Annotated in this window: 14 protein-coding genes; 9 read left to right on the top strand and 5 right to left on the bottom strand. The window is 38.9% G+C overall.

Annotation, left to right across the window (positions count from 1 at the left end; all coding sequences use genetic code 11):
- Nucleotides 1–69: 69 nt before the first annotated feature.
- The 4 genes from M2419_RS25840 to M2419_RS25825 form a co-directional block, all read right to left on the bottom strand.
- The gene (locus M2419_RS25840) at nt 70–759 is read right to left on the bottom strand and encodes an SMUG2 DNA glycosylase family protein (protein WP_182330727.1); all 690 of its coding nucleotides are present in this window, start codon (nt 757–759) and stop codon (nt 70–72) included.
- 103 nt (nt 760–862) lie between these two features.
- Entirely contained in the window at nt 863–1,360 is a 498-nt protein-coding gene (locus M2419_RS25835) for a peptidylprolyl isomerase (protein ID WP_046672788.1), read from the bottom strand.
- A gap of 37 nt (nt 1,361–1,397) precedes the next feature.
- Nucleotides 1,398–3,398: a thioredoxin domain-containing protein gene (locus M2419_RS25830; protein WP_259255992.1), complete on the bottom strand. Its 2,001-nt coding sequence runs from the start codon at nt 3,396–3,398 to the stop codon at nt 1,398–1,400.
- Nucleotides 3,399–3,448: 50 nt separating this feature from the next.
- Nucleotides 3,449–4,291, bottom strand: coding sequence for a hypothetical protein (locus M2419_RS25825; RefSeq protein ID WP_182330729.1), 843 nt, complete (start codon nt 4,289–4,291; stop codon nt 3,449–3,451).
- 192 nt (nt 4,292–4,483) lie between these two features.
- Between M2419_RS25825 and M2419_RS25820 the strand changes: the two genes are divergently transcribed.
- The 7 genes from M2419_RS25820 (at nt 4,484) to M2419_RS25790 (ending at nt 15,582) form a co-directional block, all read left to right on the top strand.
- Nucleotides 4,484–5,098 (top strand): RNA polymerase sigma factor, encoded by a 615-nt coding sequence (locus tag M2419_RS25820; RefSeq protein ID WP_182330730.1) that lies wholly within the window; start codon nt 4,484–4,486, stop codon nt 5,096–5,098.
- Between the two features lie 2 nt (nt 5,099–5,100).
- On the top strand, nt 5,101–6,111 hold the full coding sequence (locus M2419_RS25815) for a FecR family protein (protein WP_259255976.1): 1,011 nt from the start codon (nt 5,101–5,103) through the stop codon (nt 6,109–6,111).
- Nucleotides 6,112–6,129: 18 nt separating this feature from the next.
- Nucleotides 6,130–8,700, top strand: coding sequence for a TonB-dependent receptor (locus tag M2419_RS25810; protein ID WP_259255955.1), 2,571 nt, complete (start codon nt 6,130–6,132; stop codon nt 8,698–8,700).
- Between the two features lie 5 nt (nt 8,701–8,705).
- Nucleotides 8,706–9,524 carry a DUF4249 family protein gene (locus tag M2419_RS25805; RefSeq protein WP_182330733.1) on the top strand — a complete coding sequence of 273 codons (819 nt, stop codon included), beginning with the start codon at nt 8,706–8,708 and terminating at the stop codon, nt 9,522–9,524.
- Between the two features lie 103 nt (nt 9,525–9,627).
- Nucleotides 9,628–10,326 carry an AcvB/VirJ family lysyl-phosphatidylglycerol hydrolase gene (locus M2419_RS25800; protein WP_182330734.1) on the top strand — a complete coding sequence of 233 codons (699 nt, stop codon included), beginning with the start codon at nt 9,628–9,630 and terminating at the stop codon, nt 10,324–10,326.
- A 67-nt stretch (nt 10,327–10,393) separates the two neighbouring features.
- The gene (locus M2419_RS25795; RefSeq protein ID WP_259255954.1) at nt 10,394–12,898 is read left to right on the top strand and encodes a DUF5686 and carboxypeptidase-like regulatory domain-containing protein; all 2,505 of its coding nucleotides are present in this window, start codon (nt 10,394–10,396) and stop codon (nt 12,896–12,898) included.
- 113 nt (nt 12,899–13,011) lie between these two features.
- Nucleotides 13,012–15,582, top strand: a complete 2,571-nt coding sequence (locus M2419_RS25790) for a flippase-like domain-containing protein (RefSeq protein WP_259255952.1) — start codon at nt 13,012–13,014, stop codon at nt 15,580–15,582.
- A gap of 45 nt (nt 15,583–15,627) precedes the next feature.
- On the opposite strand, the gene M2419_RS25785 is transcribed toward M2419_RS25790, so the two are convergent.
- Nucleotides 15,628–16,119 carry a histidine phosphatase family protein gene (locus M2419_RS25785; RefSeq protein ID WP_182330737.1) on the bottom strand — a complete coding sequence of 164 codons (492 nt, stop codon included), beginning with the start codon at nt 16,117–16,119 and terminating at the stop codon, nt 15,628–15,630.
- Between the two features lie 336 nt (nt 16,120–16,455).
- Here M2419_RS25785 and M2419_RS25780 point away from each other — a divergent pair, with 336 nt between their 5' ends.
- Together M2419_RS25780 and M2419_RS25775 are read left to right on the top strand one after the other, a co-directional pair.
- A complete protein-coding gene (locus M2419_RS25780; protein WP_259255945.1) occupies nt 16,456–17,685 on the top strand; it encodes a hypothetical protein in 1,230 nt (409 codons plus the stop codon).
- 52 nt (nt 17,686–17,737) lie between these two features.
- The gene (locus M2419_RS25775) at nt 17,738–18,787 is read left to right on the top strand and encodes a glycosyltransferase family 2 protein (protein ID WP_259255943.1); all 1,050 of its coding nucleotides are present in this window, start codon (nt 17,738–17,740) and stop codon (nt 18,785–18,787) included.
- Nucleotides 18,788–18,792 lie beyond the last annotated feature (5 nt).

The raw sequence follows: 18,792 nt of genomic DNA, 5'->3' as shown, positions 1-18,792 counted from the left end.
TTAATGGATGATCTATTTATTCACAAAATAGATGCTGCTTATAAGCTAATTAACATACTTATCCATATCTTATAAGCTATTTAATAATCGGATATAATTGTCAATATACATTAGTTTGTCTTTGGATTTATATTGTTGAATATAGCGCGGATGGTCGAGGACGGTCATTTTTCCAAACAACTTTTCTTCCTTGTTGATCTTGGCGAGAAAGGTTGCATTTTTCTTTCCGAGGACAAAGACCTCCTCTGTCACCAAGCCCATGGAAATGTGCTGTTTTAAGGAATCCAACATAAAGGGGCGGACCATGTCAAAAAGTTGCTTGTCGTCGTAATAGTTTGCATTGATCCAGTTGTTGGGTTTTGTTTCTCGGACAATTGCCAAGGGAAAGGGCGAATTGATATAAAATTGTTTGTAGAAGATGTCTGGGCCACCATAAGCTTCAATCATATCGTACATAAAAACTGAAGATATTTCATGGGTATGCGCAGAATGCATTTGTATGCCACATACACTGGATAGTCTTTTGGTATCCGTAAAAGGAACTCCCGTTACACCTGCCCCGTGTCTGCTCGGATTAATGCCGATAATGAATTTTCTGGCTAGATTATCATTGTAATATTTGTGGTAGAAGTGTTCCATCACAACCAATGTCTCGGGGTTATCAAGGTAAGGGTTAATTACATTGAATTCTGAAGGAAGACTTCCTTGATAATGAAGATGTTTATTGAATAAAACTACTTTTTCCGCAAATGTTAGCATCGTTTGTGTGTTTAAAAACAAAATACGATTTTTTAAAGAGGTAAAAAACAAAGCCGGGTGTCATTTGACACCCGGCTTTGTTTTTTTGTATCTTGAGTCAAGATTAGTGACCTTGCGTACCGTCTACACCATGTGAGTGTCCATGAGACAACTCTTCTTCAGTAGCAGGACGTACAGTTAAGATTTCGATATCGAAATTTAATGTTTTGCCAGCCATTGGGTGGTTTAAGTCAGCAACAACTACTTCTGGAGTAACCTCAGCTACTACAGCGCGGAATTGGTTTCCTTGGTTGTCTTGTAAAGGCAATACTTCTCCTACTGGAGGTAAACCTGTTTCTTTGAACATATCTACTGGCAATTGCGCGAATGCTCTGTCGTCTTTTTGACCGTAAGCATCATCCGGTGCCAATTCAAATGAAATTTTATCACCAACGTTTAAGTCTGCGATGTTTTCTTCAAATTTAGGTAACATCATACCTACACCATATAAGAAATCTAAAGGTTGTTCTGCAGTTGTTTCTTCAACGAAAACTTTTTCACCGTTTTCTACTGTGTGAAGTCTGTACGTCAATGCTACGACGTCGTTTGCTTTTATAGCCATCTGATTTTGATTTTTGGAAGCCCGAGGCTACCGTTTATTAAATATAATTTATTAACGCTTGTATTGAATCCTGTGGTAGACTGCAGGTCCTGTTTTTACAAAGATATGCTTTTGTCTCCTTTCCGACTCTATGTTCTAGCAATGGAAGATTTTCTTCTGTACCGCCAAGAACAATTTTATTCGGAATATAATAGTTGCCGAGTTCATTTTTGAAAGCCATCGCTTTATCCCCCGTCAATGCAATTTCATTGATTCCATATATTTCTTCTAGCAATAATATTGCCCAATTTGAATAAGCAGAGCCATAAGTCTTGATTTGCGGGAATACATTCGCCAGCAATTGGTCTGTAATGGCGATGTAATTTTCATCATCAAAAAGCAAACCTAATCGTTTCAATTGACGAACCATTGTCGACGAAGAGGAAGGTATTACATTATCCATAATCTCGCTTTTCCGTGCGATGAGTTCCTCAGCCTCTGACGATGTATAGTAGAATGTTTTTTGTGATCCATCGTAAAACAATGCAATGGCCTTATCGGCTAGCTGTCGTGCTTTGGTTAACCAATTGAGCTCAAATGTCGCCTCATATAATGCAATAAAGGCTTCAATAGTGAATGCATAGTCATCTAGGAAGCCTGCGATCGCTCTATTGTTATCTTTTGGTTGGTGCAATAACTGGAGATCGTCTTGAATAAGATGCGTACAGATAAACTGGGCATTGTTTAAAGCGAGTTCAAGGAAATGGCTGTTTCCAAGACTGTGATAAGCATCTATTAGTCCTTTTAGAAATAAAGCGTTCCAAGCGGTCAGCTGCTTATGGTCGAGCCCTGGACGTTCTCGTTTTTCCCGATAGTCGTATAATTTTTTCTTTGAAATTTTTAAAAAATCTGCCCATTCGTCAGCTGACATATTGACCTTTGTTGCTAACTGGTCTGCATTTATGGCGCAAATAGGAATATTGGTTTTTTCTTCTTCCCAGTTGCCAGCTTCGGTGATGTTAAAATATTGGCCGAGCAGGGCGCCATCGTTCCCCAGTACCTCGTTAAATTCAACTTTGGAGAAGGAATAGTATTTTCCTTCAATACCTTCACTATCTGCGTCTAAAGCACTATAAAAGCCATGGTTCGGCGCAAGCATTTCCCGTTCGGCCCAGACAACCGTTTCTTCGATAATCCGCTTATAGAATGGATCGCGGCTTTGTTGAAAGGCTTCGGCATATAGCGATAGTAATTGTCCGTTGTCGTAGAGCATTTTTTCGAAATGAGGAATATGCCAATAATGATCGACAGAATAGCGCGCAAAGCCACCGCCGATCTGGTCATATATACCACCCGATCCGATCTTTTTCAACGTAAAGTGAACATGATCCAATAGTTCCTGATCGTTGGCAAGCACACCATATTTTAGCAAAAATAACCAGTTGTTTGGTAGCGGAAATTTCGGTGCTTTTTGATAACCACCTTCTTTTTTATCGAACATCTCGGTCCAAGGGGCAACAATTTCATTTAAGTTGTCAATCGTGTATTGATCGGGGATGGGATGGATGGGGAGTTTCTCGGCTCGCTGGATTCCGTTGTTTAGTTTTTCTGCATAGTCAAATGCGACTTCGGGTTTCTCCGCCCACATTTGTGCAATTTGTAATAAGATATTCTGCCAGTCGTGCGGTTTGAAATAAGTACCACCGTAAATAGGTCTCCCATCGGGCAGACAGATACAATTCAATGGCCAGCCCCCTGCATTGGTCATCAGTTGCACAGCAAGCATATACACTTGATCAATATCGGGGCGTTCTTCACGGTCGATTTTGACCGATACGAAAAACCTATTCATGGTTTGGGCGATGGCTGAGTTTTCAAAACTTTCACGCTCCATCACATGGCACCAATGGCAAGCCGAGTAGCCAATGCTTACGATGATCAGTTTATTTTCGTCTTTTGCCTTTTTTAAAGCTTCCGGTCCCCAGGGCATCCAATCTACTGGATTGTGTGCGTGCTGTTTAAGGTAGGGTGAATTTTCAAATTGCAATTGATTCGCCATAAGACGAAGGTAGTAAAAAAGCCTCCATGATGGAGGCTTAAATGTGTTTTTTAATATTTGGGTTCTGCAACGATCTGATAGGTCTTAATGGCATCTTTCGGAGTTCCAATTAAAGCGATTGAAGATGTACCTCTTTCCCAAATTGCTATCGGCAGGTGATTAAGCTTATTTTTGAAGAGCTTATTGTACTTATCGTTAAGTTCAGCCTGTTGATTGTTTGTCGTGGTAAGTGTGGGGCTACCAAAAGATTCGCGTGCCACTTCCATCAAATATTCTTTCTCTTTTTCAGGGGTTTGCTTTCGAAATTGATCGCCATAATATAGATTGACATAGCTATAGGGGTATTGTCCTTTTATATAAGTTTGATCGATGCGATAACCCTTTTTGTAAGAAAAGGATTGGCCTACAATGCTTCTTGTGGGTGGGTTTTCCCAATTGACATTGAAAAAATCTTTTCCAGCAATAGCCCTGATCGTTAGGTTGGCTTGTTTGACCACCTTACTATCTTTGTAAACCAATAAGTTAAATTTGTAATCGCCTGGTTTGTTGAATGTGACACCGGTCATATAACGAAAAGGGTTAACGCCTGAACTGTAATGCATAATATCATCGATATGCCAAATAATTGAATCAACAACCTCTTTTTCCCAAAGAAAAAAAGTGAAATGATCCTTATGTTTTTCTTTATCATATAAACGGATTTCACCTTGTTCAAATACATTGATAACCCTATTGTCAGTCCAAACATCCATGTTTTTGGTCATCCTTGTTGTAAGAGATTCCGCTTCTTTTTCTTCAGGTTTTATTACTTCTGATGTTTCAGGATAATTTTCTTTTGTACAAGAAAAGAAAATAAAAGAAATGCAGCTTATTAAAAGATATTTTTTTAACATTATTTTTATGTTTTTGCAAAAATAGAAAAAATACGAGAAACTTTTTTGTGGTGTGGCGTTTCACTTTTTAGTTGCGTTAACTAATTGGTTGTCGGCAAGCGTTTATAGCTTGAAAATTAATTAGATGTTATAAAATGTCCGATGAATTTGATTATTTTTACATACGTTTATTATTAGCTTTACCGAAGTCCTATGTCAAATGACGTTGACCTGCTTAAGAAGATAGTCCAAAAAGATAGAAATGCTTTTGAAGCTATTTATAAGAGCCATTTCCGTAAATTGTATATCTTGTCTTTTCGGTATGTGCGAGAGGAGGCAATCGCTGAAGAGCTCACCAACGACGTATTTATGATGTTATGGGGAAATGCGGACAAGTTGGCCATTAGTCAATCACTGGGAGCTTACCTATCACGCAGTGTTATCAACCTTTCGCTCACCTACCTTAAAAAGAATCAGCGTTTATTGGAACGGAATAACGATTATAGCAAAGAACTGGATCTGACGGATGATGAAGATGAAATTGATCGCGCCGCACTTTACGAATCCAAGTTGTTGATGATCGAAAGTATACTGGAAGGGCTACCGCCGCAGTGCCGAAAAATCGTTCTTATGAGTAAGTACGATAAGATGAAACAACAAGAAATCGCGGATCAATTGGGAATTTCAATAAAAACGGTTAAAAATCATTTGACCATTGCTTACGATAAAATTCGGGTCGCATTGGCCAAGCAAAAAGCTTTTCTGTTGCTTCTAATCGGCTTTTTATTTTTTTCATTGGGACTTTTTGTCCAGTTTATTATCTTATAGTTATGGAAGAAAACAATACTTCAAGATTTATTCCTTATGACTTGATTCAGAAAGAGCTGGATGGGACTATTTCCGAAAGGGAAGGAGTGTTGCTTGGGCGTTGGATTTCGGAGGATGTGGCGAACCACGAGCTATACCATGAAGTTAGAAGTATAGCTGATGACCTTATAGCACTGGAATGCTATAAAAAGGTAGATGCCAGTAGCCAATGGGAAAAATTTAAAAATCAGTTGGATAAAACAGGGGATCAACAAGAAGCGGAGATCGAGACGCCTGTACGAGCAATCTGGAAACCCTGGATGAAATTTGTGGCTGCAGCCGTATTGTTCGTGGTCGGTTTTGCCGGTTACCTGAACTTTGACCGTTGGATGGGGTATGAAGTCCGATTATACGGATCGGAAACACAGCAGCCTATCGTACTTCCCGATGGTTCGATCATGACACTACAGGCCGGAGCCGAGGCGATGTTCAACAAAAGGACATTTCCACAGCAAAGAACTGTTGAGCTCAAAAAGGGAAAAGCGCTATTCGATGTCAAACATCAAACAGGGACCTCCTTTGTGGTTGATCTTGAACATAATTATGTGCGTGATATCGGCACTACCTTTGAAGTCAATTTACTGGAAGATGATGTCGAAGTCCTTGTTAAGGAGGGAAGTGTAGCCTTGAGCAGTGGAAAGGGCGATCATGCAAAAGAACTTGTTTTACAGAAAAATCAAAAGGGACTGTATAAAAGACTAACAGCGTCTTTATCTAAAATTGATCTGTTGGCAGATAATGATACTGATGTCGCACAAAAGTTGAGCTACTCAAATGTTCGGTTGGATAGTATCTGTACAGATCTAGAAAAGCATTTTCGGGCGAATATAACTGTCGTTGGAGATAGTTTAAAAGCACGCAAGCTAAGCATGTACTTTGATGGGCAAACGCTCAACGAGATTGTTCAAATTCTTTCCAAAACTTTAAATGTGAAGTGGAAAGCCGGTAAAAAAGGATATAGTATCTACGAATAGGCTCTTCGCTTTGCTGATATGAAAGATAGGATTCTGTATCGTTTGCCCTTTTTCTGCTGGTTGGTTATAGCGATGTGTCCGAAAGCCATGGGACAGAACTCCCCTGCCGAATTACGGATCTCAATTGATACACATAACAAACAGATTCTTCAGATACTTGCTGAAATTCATAAAACATACGATATATCCATGTCTTATGACGAGCAGGTCTTTAATAAAAAGATTATTTATAGTCGATCGTTTGACAAATCCAGTCTAGAAGAGGTTCTAAATTATTTACTGAAAGATTCCAATGTTGGATTTACAATGATCAATAGGGCGCTGATCTTCTATGAAGAAGATAAAACTTTTACTGTTAAGGGGCGTGTTGTGGACAGTTTAAGTGGTGAAAACCTGATTGGTGCCACCTTGTTGATCGCGGAGAAAGGTAAAAGTAGTTTAAGTAATAAATATGGGTTTTACTCACTGACATTACCACGGGGCGAATACAGTTGTTATGTAAGTTATCTGGGCTATAAGACAAGGTTGGTCTCATTAAATGCTGAGTTAGAAAATAATTACCTGGTCATTAAGCTCGCTCCAGTGGATTTTAACTTGAGCGAGGTGGTGGTTAATGTTGATTCTTCCTTCACAGCGCAGCACATGGGAAGTTTCACAGATAAGGTCAATTGGACCCAAGCACGAAGAAATGCCTTTTATAAAGGTGAGGCTGATATCATGAAGGTATTACAGATGCAAAATGGGATTAACGGATTAACAGAAGGCGGCAGTAATCTTTTCGTAAGGGGGAGCGGTAAAGACCAGAATCTTATCTTGCTTGATGAAGCTGTTGTTTATAATCCATCGCATCTATTCGGTTTAACCTCTGTGTTTAATTCGGACATCTTGAAGAATACGCAGCTTTATAAGGATGCTATCCCTGCAAATCTAGGGGGGCGTCTTTCTTCCATCATGGATATGAGTACCAGAGACGGTGATGCCAATGCCTTTCATGTTTTTGGTGGATCAAGTCTATTGATTGCTCGGGTTGGTGCTGAGGGGCCATTTATAAAAAAGGGAAAAGGTGCTTTCATTGCCACTGCACGGGGAAGTATATTAAATGCTTTTAATACGGATTATCGCTTATTTAATGTTAAAGGTAAGTACAGTGACTATAACGTGAAGTTCAACTATACATTTGACGAGAAAAATCGGGTTTACCTCTCGGGGTACTATGGGCAGGATAAAGTTATTTCTCCGAATAGGAATACCAATCGTTGGGGTAACTGGACTTCTACTTTGCGATGGAACCATGTGCATAGTGATCGGTTGTTTATGAACCTTTCGGCCATATTCAGTGATTATCATAATAAATTGGATGTCAGTAAACCCGAATCGAGTGACAATCAAATCTGGTTGACACGGATACGTGACTTTAGTTTGAAATCCGATTTTACGTATTTTATGGGATTAGACCGCACCTTGGATTTTGGTCTTCAGGGAACCCTGCATCGTTTTAATCCCGGGGAGATATCGCCGATAAATTCAAACACGGAAGATAATATTTTTAGGGCGCAAGCTTATGATTATACGGGGTATGTTTCTTTTAATTGGAAGGTCGATTCAGCCTTCCGGATTGTTGCGGGAATACGTGCGAATGCCTTTTTTAATGCCTCCTTTGGACGCTATTATTTATTGGATGGCAGCTCGTATAAGCCGTTGTCGAACGATGCCGACAAGAAAAAGTCGTATTATGGTTTAGAGCCACGCCTGTCTTTGCAATATAAAATGGGCAATGACTATGCTTTCAGACTGGCTTATAATCGGAGTTATCAATATTTGCAGTTATTACAGAATGATGAACTTGCCTTTTCCTCATTGGAAGCTTGGGTGCCTGCGGGATTAAATATTAAACCACAATATGTTGATGCTATTTCTTTTCGTATCAACAGGTTATTGTATCATGGAAATATTGGACTGGAAGGGTACTGGAAGAAGATGGGCAATCAAGTCGAATTGATCGATCATGCGCAACTGATACTCAACCCATTTATCGAAACACAGCTGCGACAAGGGAAGGGGCATGCTTATGGACTGGAATTATCTGTCAATCAGCGTATCGGTGAATTTACGGGCAGTATCTTCTATAGCTGGTCGAGATCTTTTCGTAAGATCAATGGCATCAATAAAGGAAAAGAGTATGCGGCTAATTTCGATATTCCACATGTGCTTAAGAGCAACTTGTCCTACGATTTGGGGAGGTCGGTGCATCTCAATGCTTTTTATACAATTCATACGGGAAGGCCATTAACCTATCCAATAGGATTTATGGAATATGAGGGTATATATGTTCCGGTGTATTCAAGCCGTAATTCCCATCGTATGCCTACATTTAGTCGGTTTGATTTAAATTGCTCAGTAGATTTGGAAACGGTAAGACAGCGAGAGCGAGGAAGAAGACATACCTTGAATTTTGGATTATATAATGTATTTGATCAGCGCAATCCACTTTATTATAGTTTCTCCGAAGATAGTAATGGGAATTTAGCTATTCAGAAAACATCATTTTCTGGGCGAGTTCCCTCAATTAGTTACACAATGAGATTTTGATTGATATGAGATTCTTATTGATTATAGTTACTTGTTTCCTAGCGGTTTCTTGTCAGAAATCAGCTGTAGACGAAGGACAATCCTACGATATGATTGTTGAAGGCGGGATTAATACGATGTACAAAGAGCAGTATATCCAATTAAAGAAATTGGATGGGCTAAAGTCTAATTCAGGGACTATCGGGATTAGTGGAGCCACGGTACGTGTAACCAATGGTTCCAATATAATTGAATTCAATGATTTGGGTGAGGGGCTTTATTATGGTGAGCTGTTCAATCTGAGGGACACGGTAGGAAATGTATTTCAGCTTACGATTACTTTGAATGGGAAATTGTATGAAGCACAAGATCAATTGATACCTGTGGTACCTATTGAAAATGCCTTTCTACCGGTAGAAAAAAGTAATTTGAACAACAAGTGGACGGTAAAGGTTAATAAACATCTCTTCGGGATGCGAACCTCCAATAAATGGCTTATTATGCCGCAAAAGGATTTTTCTGAAGATGATATTTCTTCTTTTCGTTCTCCTTTTAGCTACAGTTATCGTTTGGGGGCACCCAATGTACTGAATAACTTACTTGGGAAGACATACAACTATGAAGTTTCGTTGAAGGACAGTTTAATCGTCTCTAAGTTTTCTGAATCGCCACGTTACTCCCGGTTTATTTATAATCTATTTCAGGAGACAGAATGGAAAGGATTATTGTCTGCAGTACCTGCCAATGTTGAAGGTAATATTTCGAATAATGCCCTCGGCTTTTTTTATGTGATGGACGGTGTGCGCAAATCTATTCCAATAAAGGACATTAGAACCAGTAAATAGTGCCTTAGGGGAGGATTTAAAAGCGTATTTATTGATGAATCGCTCCAGGTGGTCAAAGACATTGTTATTATTCAAAGCAAATATTTACACATAATATATACACATGAACACTGCACATTATAAAGCAGATAGATTATTGCTATTTCTATTTTTCTGGTTATGTTTGGCCCTAAGACCAATACAGGCGGAAGTACTGCCAAATTACGTTATTCCACTTAAAGATACCAATAACAAACAAAAGACAATGCTTGTATTTATTACGGGCGATGGTGGTTATAATGATTTTAGTAAAAGCCTGTTATCTTACTTCTCACTCGATGGATATCCTCGTTTGGTCATCGATGCAAAAAAATATTTCTGGAAAAAGAAAACTCCGCAAGAAGCGGGAAGGGAATTCGAACGATATATTGACCATTTCAGGAAAGAATGGGACTGCGATCAAATTTATTTGATAGGACATTCATTTTCTGCCGGCGTGTTACCTTTTGTTCTGAATAATTTCTCGGATCCGTTGAAAAAGTCAATCCGGCATGTTACTTATTTGTCGCCCGATCAGTATGCGAGTTTCGAGGTGACCGTATCGACTATGCTTAACTGGAAACAGAAGCCCAATGGCTACGAAGTACTAGCTGAAGTCTTGAAGCTAAAGCAATTCCCTTCGACTTATGTCTTTTGTAAAGAGGGCGAAGAAGATCTCGTGAAAATGTTTCGTAATGCGGGATTAAAGGTCGATGTACTGGCAGGGCCGCATAATTATAATCGTGATTTTAAGACTATTTATAATACTGTTCGATTGAGATAGCATTCGTATTAGGACTTTTTTATAAAAACCTTGTCATCCTACTGAATTTAGATGCAAGGTTTTTTTTATGCAATATCGTTTTTTATTGATTTTATTGTTCTTTACTTCTCGACTATTTGGACAAGGAGCTTCATTAACAGGGATTGTCCTCGATGCCTCAACGGCAAAACCTATACAAGGTGTTACTGTAAAGCTTTCCAATACGGCAAAATCTGTAGCAACAAATAAGGAGGGACAGTTCCAGTTACCATCCGTGCCTGACAATTGGGAGTTACTATTTAGTGCCGTTGGCTATAAAAAACAGGTATTCCCGATGAGTGTCGCACAGGGCAAGAAAGTTCTTATTATCCGTTTGGAAGATGAACAACAAAGTCTCGATGAAGTTGTCGTGAATGCGCCTAAAAAAAGAAAATACACGAATAAACATAATCCAACAGTAGATTTAATCCGTAAAGTAATTGAAAAAAGAGATGAAAATAATGCGTTAAATGGAACAGCCGGTAGCTATCAAGAATATGAGAAGCTATCGATGTCCTTGTCTATCCAAAATCAAAAGGTGGATAAATCCCGCTTGCTCAAACGTTTCGGGTTTTTAAAACAGGGGATGGATACGCTAAAATATCCCGGTAGGTCGCTGGTCCCGATATTTATGGATGAGAAAATTGGTCAGCGAAAATTGGATGCTCTTAAAGGTAACAGCTTTGTTTTACTGGGTGAGAATCAGTCGCGCGTAGATCAGTACCTGGATGAAGACGGTATTGATGAGTATTTGGATAAAATCTATGGTGAAACAAATATCTATGATACGGATGTCTCTATTGGGAATAGACGTTTTTTGAGTCCTATAGCAACGTTGGGGCCTTCGTTTTATAAATATTACTTGGTTGATACCTTGAAAGATAGTAAACCTTGGCATGCCAAAATACGCGTAGAGCCAAGGAATAGAGAGGATGCACTTTTTTCAGGCTTCATCTATATCCGCTTAGACGGGAGTTATGCATTGGATCAAGCGGAGCTGACCATCAACGAAGCGACCAATATCAACTGGGTAAAGGGCTTAAATATTGTTTTGAATTATTCAGAAAATCAAGCGCATCGTTTTTTTCTGAGCAGGGGAGTACTGACGATAGACATGGGGATTTTTAAGGATGGTATGGGCTTGTTTGGGGAGAAAGTGACCAGCAGATCAGCTTCCAATGAAACACAGCTCGCTGTCAATGGTAAAGCATTGACACGGACAGGGCCACAGAATCCGAATGGGATTGACTGGAATCTTGCGAGACCTGAGAAACTGAGTAGATTGGAGGAGCAGGCCTTTACGAACATCGATAGTTTAAAACAGTCAAAATCCTTTAAAAATTTGATGGCTTTGGGCTCCTTTATCATGTCGGGTTATTATGGGCGCGGTGTTATCGAAATAGGGCCAGTACCTTCATTTTATAGTTTTAACCCTGTAGAAGGAAGCCGATTTAAATTTGGTGGCAACACGACGGATATCTTTAGCAAGACATTGGTCCTGGATGGTTATGGTGCCTATGGTACGAAAGACAGGCAATGGAAATATAATATGGGTGCCACCTACTCCTTTAACGGAGAATCGGTCTACAAATTTCCTGTAAAGTTACTCTCTGCTAAGGTTAGTAAAGAGGTACAGGTGCCGGGACAGGATCTAAATTTTATTGATAATGACAATTTTTTGCTTTCATTCAGAAGAGGGGAAAATGACAAAATGTTTTATCTACAGCGGAGGCAGATCGAATACTGGCAGGAATTTGAAAACCATCTATCCTTTAAAGTAGGGTTCTTTAATCAAATCCTTAGCCCAGGTGGCATATTGGAGTTTGACCGTCGAGCTTTTAGAAGAAGTAACGGCAATGAGCTGTGGACCTCTGCTTTCACCGGAGAAATTCGCTGGGCTCCACATGAGAAATTATACCAGGGGAAACGTTATCGACGTATTATCAATACAGGTCAGCCCATTTTTACCTTAGCCGCACAGGTTGGCGTGAAAGGTTTGTTGGGTGGAGATTATAACTACCAACGTTTTATATTAAATGCCAATAAGCGATTTTTTGCGTCCCAATTTGGTTTTGCCGATATCGTATTTGAATCGGGCATCCAATTTGGAAAGGTTCCCTATCCGCTGATGATTATTCACCGGGCAAATCAAACCTATTCGTATCAGCTCAACTCATACAATTTGATGAATTCAATGGAATTTATGAGCGATAAGTACACGTCACTATTGCTTCAACATTCATTTAATGGTTTTTTTCTGAATAAAGTTCCGCTTCTGAAAAGACTGGATCTCCGGGAGATCGCCTCTGTAAAAATGTTGTATGGAGCTGTCGATGCCTCCAATAGATACACGAAAAGTTTTGATGAATTACCCAAGGATCCTCGCGAACCGCAGCTGTTCTCCCTCAATAATGGAGCCTATATAGAAGGAAGTTTTGGCTTGAGTAATATCTTTAAAATTCTACGTGTCGATCTGGTTCGCCGTTTTACTTACCTGAATAATCCAGGTGTATCTCCATGGGGGGGCAGGGCAAAGATCGGTATTGATTTTTGATGCCTAAAAAAACAAATCGGATTGGGACTATTTTAAAGTAATGATGTCATTAGTAAAAGTGATTTAGAAAAACGAAATAATTGGGTTTGTCAATTTGAGAGGTAATTATGCTGATGAAAAACAAAATGTTGATCTGGAAATCCTTATTGGGCCTATTGGTCATTTTGGGTGCCGTTTATTTTTTTGCAAATCAGAGACAGGAGCTGGCATCGTCGGTAGGGCTTATTCAGTCAAGTTCGTTGTTTTGGGTGGCAATCGGGATCGTGGTTTCTTTGGCATACATCGCTATGCAAGGTTTGGTCTATGTCTATAGTTTTAAGTCTTTGCAACAAAAGTTATCACTGGGTGGAGCTACCCGTTTATTTCTAAAGAGAAACTTTATCAGTGTCTTTCTTCCGGTAGGTGGATTTACCTCACTGGCTTTCTTTAAGAAAGAAGTTAATCAGGAGGGAATTGATGATGCAAATGCCAATCTTTCTTCTGTTATCTACGCAGTCATTAGCCTAGTGTCCTTATTTATACTCTGTCTTTTTGTTTTTCTGTTTGTAGGAATCGCAGGTCTTGATGTACAAATCATTGGAATTATGCTTGTTTTTAGTGTTCTATTGCTGGGGTTTGGCTGGTACTGCAGATCATTTTACCGTGGAAGAGGAGCTTATAATTTTACAGTACGTCATTTCCCTTCAGTTGCAGGTACCTGGGATGAACTCCATAAAAAGGGTGTGGATTTTTGGGCTGTATTGCAAAGTCTCATTTGGGCGACAGTCATTGAGCTGGTAGGGATTTTGCATATCTATATTGCAATGCTTGCTTTAGGCTTTGAAACATCGTTATTGGCCTGTACAGTAACCTATGCTGTCGGAACGTTGGTCTATTGTTTTTCACCATTGATGAAGGGGGTGGGACTGATCGAAGTATCTATGGTTGTCATTCTGTGTAAGTTTGGCTACAGCGAAGAACAGGCTATTTCTATATCCCTTCTATATCGTTTATTTGAGTTTTGGGGACCATTGGCATTGGGGGGAATTAGTTTCTTCGTGAATAAAAACAACATCTTTGTTCGGATACTTCCATCTGTTTTTATTTTAGTGATGGGGCTTATTAATATCATCTCTGTCTTGACGCCGGCGATTCATAGCCGTGTCACGGCATTAAAGCAATTTATATCTTATGATGCTTTAAACTTTTCAAATGCAGCGGTACTTTTCTTCGGTATATTATTGGTGATGTGTTCGGGTTTTCTGTTGAAGGGGCTACGTATGGCTTGGTATGTTGCGGTTGCGCTATGTTCGCTTTCCATTGTTGCTAATCTTTCCAAAGGGCTGGATTTTGAAGAAGCCTGGTTCGCCTTTTTGGTGCTGTTGATGCTTCTTTATTCATCAAAACACTATTTTGTACAAAGTAATAGAAGATTCAGCTCCTTAAACCTCAGCTTGGTTTTGTGGCTTATTGGGGTTGTGCTGTTGTATGGAATTACTGGGTTTTATTTTCTGAATGCGAAGCATTTTAACATGGATTTTACCATTTTAAATGCGGTAAGCAGTACGCTGCACGGTTTTGTGCTACTTAATGGTGATGTTGCGGAACCTCAGACAACGATAGGACAGTATTTTTTGTATTCCATTAATTTTTTTAGTGTGATCAGTCTGTCTGCATTGTTCTACTGGATGGTCAATCCATGTCAGTTAGCGGAAGAAGAGGTTGATGGGCAGATTGAAATTGCACAGCGCCTCTTGGAGCGTTATGGTAAATCACCTGTTGATTATTTTAAGACGTATGGGGATAAAGATCTTTTCTTTAACACGGAGCGGACGGGCTTTATTGCGTATAAAAAATGTTATGGTTTTGCTATGGTGCTCGAAGGACCCGTTTGTGAGGATACTGAAGATGCGATGAAAGAACTGATTAATGCATTTGAACGTTATTGTCGCAAATCGAGTTTAAAAACAGCCTATTACCGCGTTGATGGTAGACATCTAGGGGTTTTCAAGCAGTTGGGCAAAAAATCTTTTCTGATCGGAGAAGAGGCCATTGTCAATGTCGATAATTTTTCGCTGGAAGGAAAGAAACGTAAATCACTTCGAAATGCGGTGAATAGCATTGAAAAAAAAGGTTTTGTTTCGAATTTATACCGCGCACCGTTATCCAATGGTTTGCTTCAGAAACTGCAGGTTGTGTCTGATCATTGGTTGAGAGACATGAAGCGTTCAGAACGTGTTTTTTCTCAAGGCATGTTCGATGTTGGTAAGATTAAAAATAGCCATGTAATTACTTTGGAGGATAACGAAGGGCGCATTTTGGCCTTTTTGAATATCATTCCCAATTATGCTCCGGACGAGGCGACGTATGATCTTATCCGGAAATTGCAAGATGCGCCAGGCGGAAATATGGATGTATTGATTATCCGCTTTTTAGCGTATTGCAAAGAGGAAGGTTATTCTTTTTTAAATATGGGACTGGCTCCTTTTTCGGGATTTGACAAGAAGAAAGGGCTTTTTGAACGTTTGATCAGTTTTCTATATGAAAATAATCCTTACTTCCGTCAACCAAAGGGCCTGAAAGAATTTAAGGAGAAATTTGATCCTTGTTGGGTCGAGAAGTTTGTGGTGTATTCACATGATTTGGATTTGATTTCAGTGCCTTTGGTGATTGATAAGGCAATGAAATCAAATGCGGGTAAGTGATGGGGGGACTTTTGCTGAAAGTCTGTTTGTTCTTTGAATAAAATTTTAATCAATTATTTGCACAAGATCTGCGCAATTGCCGCTGAGCATCTGAAATGTGAAACCGGTATCGAGTTTTATTTCAGCGCATGATGATGTACGTAAGTAGGCTGATTTACGGGTTAAGTATTCAACAAAATCAGTTAGTGTAGGATTATGACCAAAGAGTAGAACATGATTGATATGATCGGGGATCGCATTTATGATGGATAGCAAATGCTTGTATGTACATTCATAAATTGTTTCTTCAATTTGGATGTCAAAAGAAGAAGAACCCATCACCTCCAGAAAAATACGTGTTGTTTGGAGTGCACGATTGGCTGGTGAACTGATCGCAATACTGTTTTCATCGAGGGTCAATTTTGCTGCCAGCTTAGCCGCAACCTGTTTTGCATGTTGTATTCCGTCGGAGGTAAGGGCGCGGTCAAAATCGTTTATGCCCGGAATAGTTTCGGCTTTGGCATGTCGGATGATATAAAGTTTTTTACTGTTGTCCATGATTAAAATTTTTGATTCTTATACAATATAAATAATAACGCTTGTTGTTCCGGTTCATTGTGTTTGGGCAATGAGCAGGCTTGCGTATGAATACAAATAATAATACAGGAAGTTTTGAAAAGTATATACTCTATGAATAGTTTTTTTACCTCAAGTGATACGTTTAATATCGTATCAAAGCTAAATCGTTGTTTTATTTTAATAAAATTATGCTAATTTCGCAGCGAAAAACAATAATTTGTTTTATACATCTATTTGCCATTAGCTTATTTTATTTATTGAAAAACATCGTTAGCCAAGTCGCATTTTTTTATTTCTACCGTTTGATTTTTACTTATGATTCGTAATTTTTTGATACTTCTTTATGGAAGTATTTTTCTAGTGGCTTGCAGCCGTCCGGAGGATTTTTTTGCGGGTGATGTTGAAACTCCTATTTGGACTGTTGAGCCCATTGATTCCGTTACTTTTGATAGTGATGAAGGTTTGGTCAATATACATACTGTTGCTGACGCTAATTTTAAGGGACTAAAAAATGCCAACGATTTTATAGATATCTCGGGCGCAAATGCCAGTTATTGTCATCCAGATGTTCTTTATTTTCCAAATAAACTGAATGGGTATAAGTATTGGATGGTTTTCACCCCTTATTTTGGTGCAGTGGGGACCAATCAAAATTCAAAGAAATTTGAAAATCCCAGTGTTGTTGTATCAAATGATGGTCTTGATTGGGTAAATCCACCGGGATTGAGCAATCCAATTATCAATGCACCCTTCCCGACAGAAAGTTTCGGTGAAAACAAGGTTGATCCGATTCAAGGTTTTTGGTCAGATGTCGATTGGATCTATTTAAATAATCAGTTTTATCTTTATTATAGAGGCAGTTTTATCACTGCTCAGTCTTTGAAAGGCAAATGTGTGTTAAGTAATACCAATTTTGATCGATTGAAACAAAATGCACATCGCACTATTGTACAACAAACATCTACAGATGGTATAAAGTGGTCGAATCTGAACGTCGCTTTTACCAGCAATCCACCTTTCACCCCCAAGGATGACCATTTATTGTCTCCCTCTTTTATCCATGACGGAAGTGAGTTTTTGAGTTATGAAATCGAACTCAATCTTAATCCCAAGAATTTTAAAGGTAAAGACCCCTCTTATGTTGTTCGTAGAACGTCGACTGATGGGATTAATTTTACAGGGTTTCGGGACAGCAAAATAGTTAATTTCTTTAATAAACCCTGGCTGAAGGAAGGTAATGGTAATTCGCCATGGCATATTCAGGCAACATATGCTGACGGTTATTACTTTTTATGTATTGCTGTTGGTGAAGTGAAAAGATACACGGCAGAGTTATTATATGTGGCTTATTCGAAAGATGGATTAAATTTCAAAGTATTCCCGAAGCCCTTATTAAAAAATAATGCCTATCGAAGTTCTATTTTTCCAATGGGCAGCAATGAATCTTTAATCAAAATGGGGGCAATGATCGGGAATAAATCCGGGGAATTCCGATACCGGGAATTTACGTTAAACAAAGATAGGATCGAAAAATCTTTAAAATGATTTCGGTATTTGATATATAATTCGTCTTGCTATTTTTGTATATTGAATGTCAATGATGGAAAAAAATGGTAGTACGAAGGGGACTTTTCCCGTTGCTGTGTCGGTAGTGATTCCGGTATACAATGTCGAAAAATATTTAGATGAGACAATTCAAAGTGTGCTTAATCAAGAATTGCAGGATTTTGAAATTATTCTTGTCAATGATGGTAGTCTGGATTCTTCTGCTGCAATATGCCAAAAATATGCATCCTTAGATCCGAGAATTTACTTTTTTGATCAGGACAATGCCGGTGTTTCCGTTGCGAGAAACAATGGTTTGAGTCATGCTCGAGGAGAGTATGTCTATTTTTTGGATTCTGATGATACGATTGCCAGCGAATTTTTATTAGGAGCATTTACGATTGCTCGTAATTCTGATGCTGATATTGTTGTGTTGGGGGAGTACTTTACACGGATGCTTCCGTCGCCAACTGCTTTACCTACATGCGGGCAGATGGTCAAAAGAGATTTTTTGGTAAACCACGCAGATATCAGATTCCCTGCTGGTATTCAGCCTTGTGAAGACGGATTATTTTCACATCGATTGTTGGCACTGACAACTAAGTTAGCCGCATATCACGAGGCTATTTATTTTTATAGACAACATGGAGATCAAAATCACGTTAAAATTCATGATGATTGTTGGAAGGTTTTACATCAGATTCCACAATGGTTGGATATTTTGAAACAATTTTATCAGTCCCATACTTTGTTGCCTGAAAAGGCATTGCATTTGGCTAAGTTTTTAGAGCATGAACCTTTTTATCTAAGATACACTGAAATGCCTTTAGATGCTGATCAGAAGAAATATTTATTTGATTTAATAAGATCTTTCTTTTTCGAAAATATTGAGGCTTATCTTAAGCCTGAACAAAAGGAGTCGTTCGGTAAACCATTTTTATTTTTTTTGAATACAACGACTTATTTGGCGTTTGACTCATTTTACGTGAAATATAAGAAAAGTCGTGCACGAAAGAAGAAGATATATCTGCTGCTGACCAAACTAATATTGGTTTCCCCAATTAAGAAAAAAGTAAGACATTATTTACGCAATTATTATTAGTTCGT

It is taken from the genome of Sphingobacterium sp. BIGb0116 (genome assembly GCF_024808035.1).
GTDB classification, from domain to species: domain Bacteria; phylum Bacteroidota; class Bacteroidia; order Sphingobacteriales; family Sphingobacteriaceae; genus Sphingobacterium; species Sphingobacterium paramultivorum.
This window is presented reverse-complemented; position numbering and strand designations above follow the sequence as displayed.

Excerpts from the sequence above, each read along its gene's own strand:
- M2419_RS25840 (WP_182330727.1), bottom strand. The coding sequence starts at position 759 with ATGCTAACATTTGCGGAAAAAGTAGTTTTATTCAATAAACATCTTCAT.
- M2419_RS25825 (WP_182330729.1), bottom strand. The coding sequence starts at position 4,291 with ATGTTAAAAAAATATCTTTTAATAAGCTGCATTTCTTTTATTTTCTTT.
- M2419_RS25780 (WP_259255945.1), top strand. The coding sequence starts at position 16,456 with ATGATTCGTAATTTTTTGATACTTCTTTATGGAAGTATTTTTCTAGTG.
- M2419_RS25805 (WP_182330733.1), top strand. The coding sequence starts at position 8,706 with ATGAGATTCTTATTGATTATAGTTACTTGTTTCCTAGCGGTTTCTTGT.
- M2419_RS25790 (WP_259255952.1), top strand. The coding sequence starts at position 13,012 with ATGAAAAACAAAATGTTGATCTGGAAATCCTTATTGGGCCTATTGGTC.
- M2419_RS25830 (WP_259255992.1), bottom strand. The coding sequence starts at position 3,398 with ATGGCGAATCAATTGCAATTTGAAAATTCACCCTACCTTAAACAGCAC.
- M2419_RS25800 (WP_182330734.1), top strand. The coding sequence starts at position 9,628 with ATGAACACTGCACATTATAAAGCAGATAGATTATTGCTATTTCTATTT.
- M2419_RS25785 (WP_182330737.1), bottom strand. The coding sequence starts at position 16,119 with ATGGACAACAGTAAAAAACTTTATATCATCCGACATGCCAAAGCCGAA.
- M2419_RS25775 (WP_259255943.1), top strand. The coding sequence starts at position 17,738 with ATGATGGAAAAAAATGGTAGTACGAAGGGGACTTTTCCCGTTGCTGTG.
- M2419_RS25815 (WP_259255976.1), top strand. The coding sequence starts at position 5,101 with ATGGAAGAAAACAATACTTCAAGATTTATTCCTTATGACTTGATTCAG.
- M2419_RS25795 (WP_259255954.1), top strand. The coding sequence starts at position 10,394 with ATGCAATATCGTTTTTTATTGATTTTATTGTTCTTTACTTCTCGACTA.
- M2419_RS25835 (WP_046672788.1), bottom strand. The coding sequence starts at position 1,360 with ATGGCTATAAAAGCAAACGACGTCGTAGCATTGACGTACAGACTTCAC.
- M2419_RS25810 (WP_259255955.1), top strand. The coding sequence starts at position 6,130 with ATGAAAGATAGGATTCTGTATCGTTTGCCCTTTTTCTGCTGGTTGGTT.
- M2419_RS25820 (WP_182330730.1), top strand. The coding sequence starts at position 4,484 with ATGTCAAATGACGTTGACCTGCTTAAGAAGATAGTCCAAAAAGATAGA.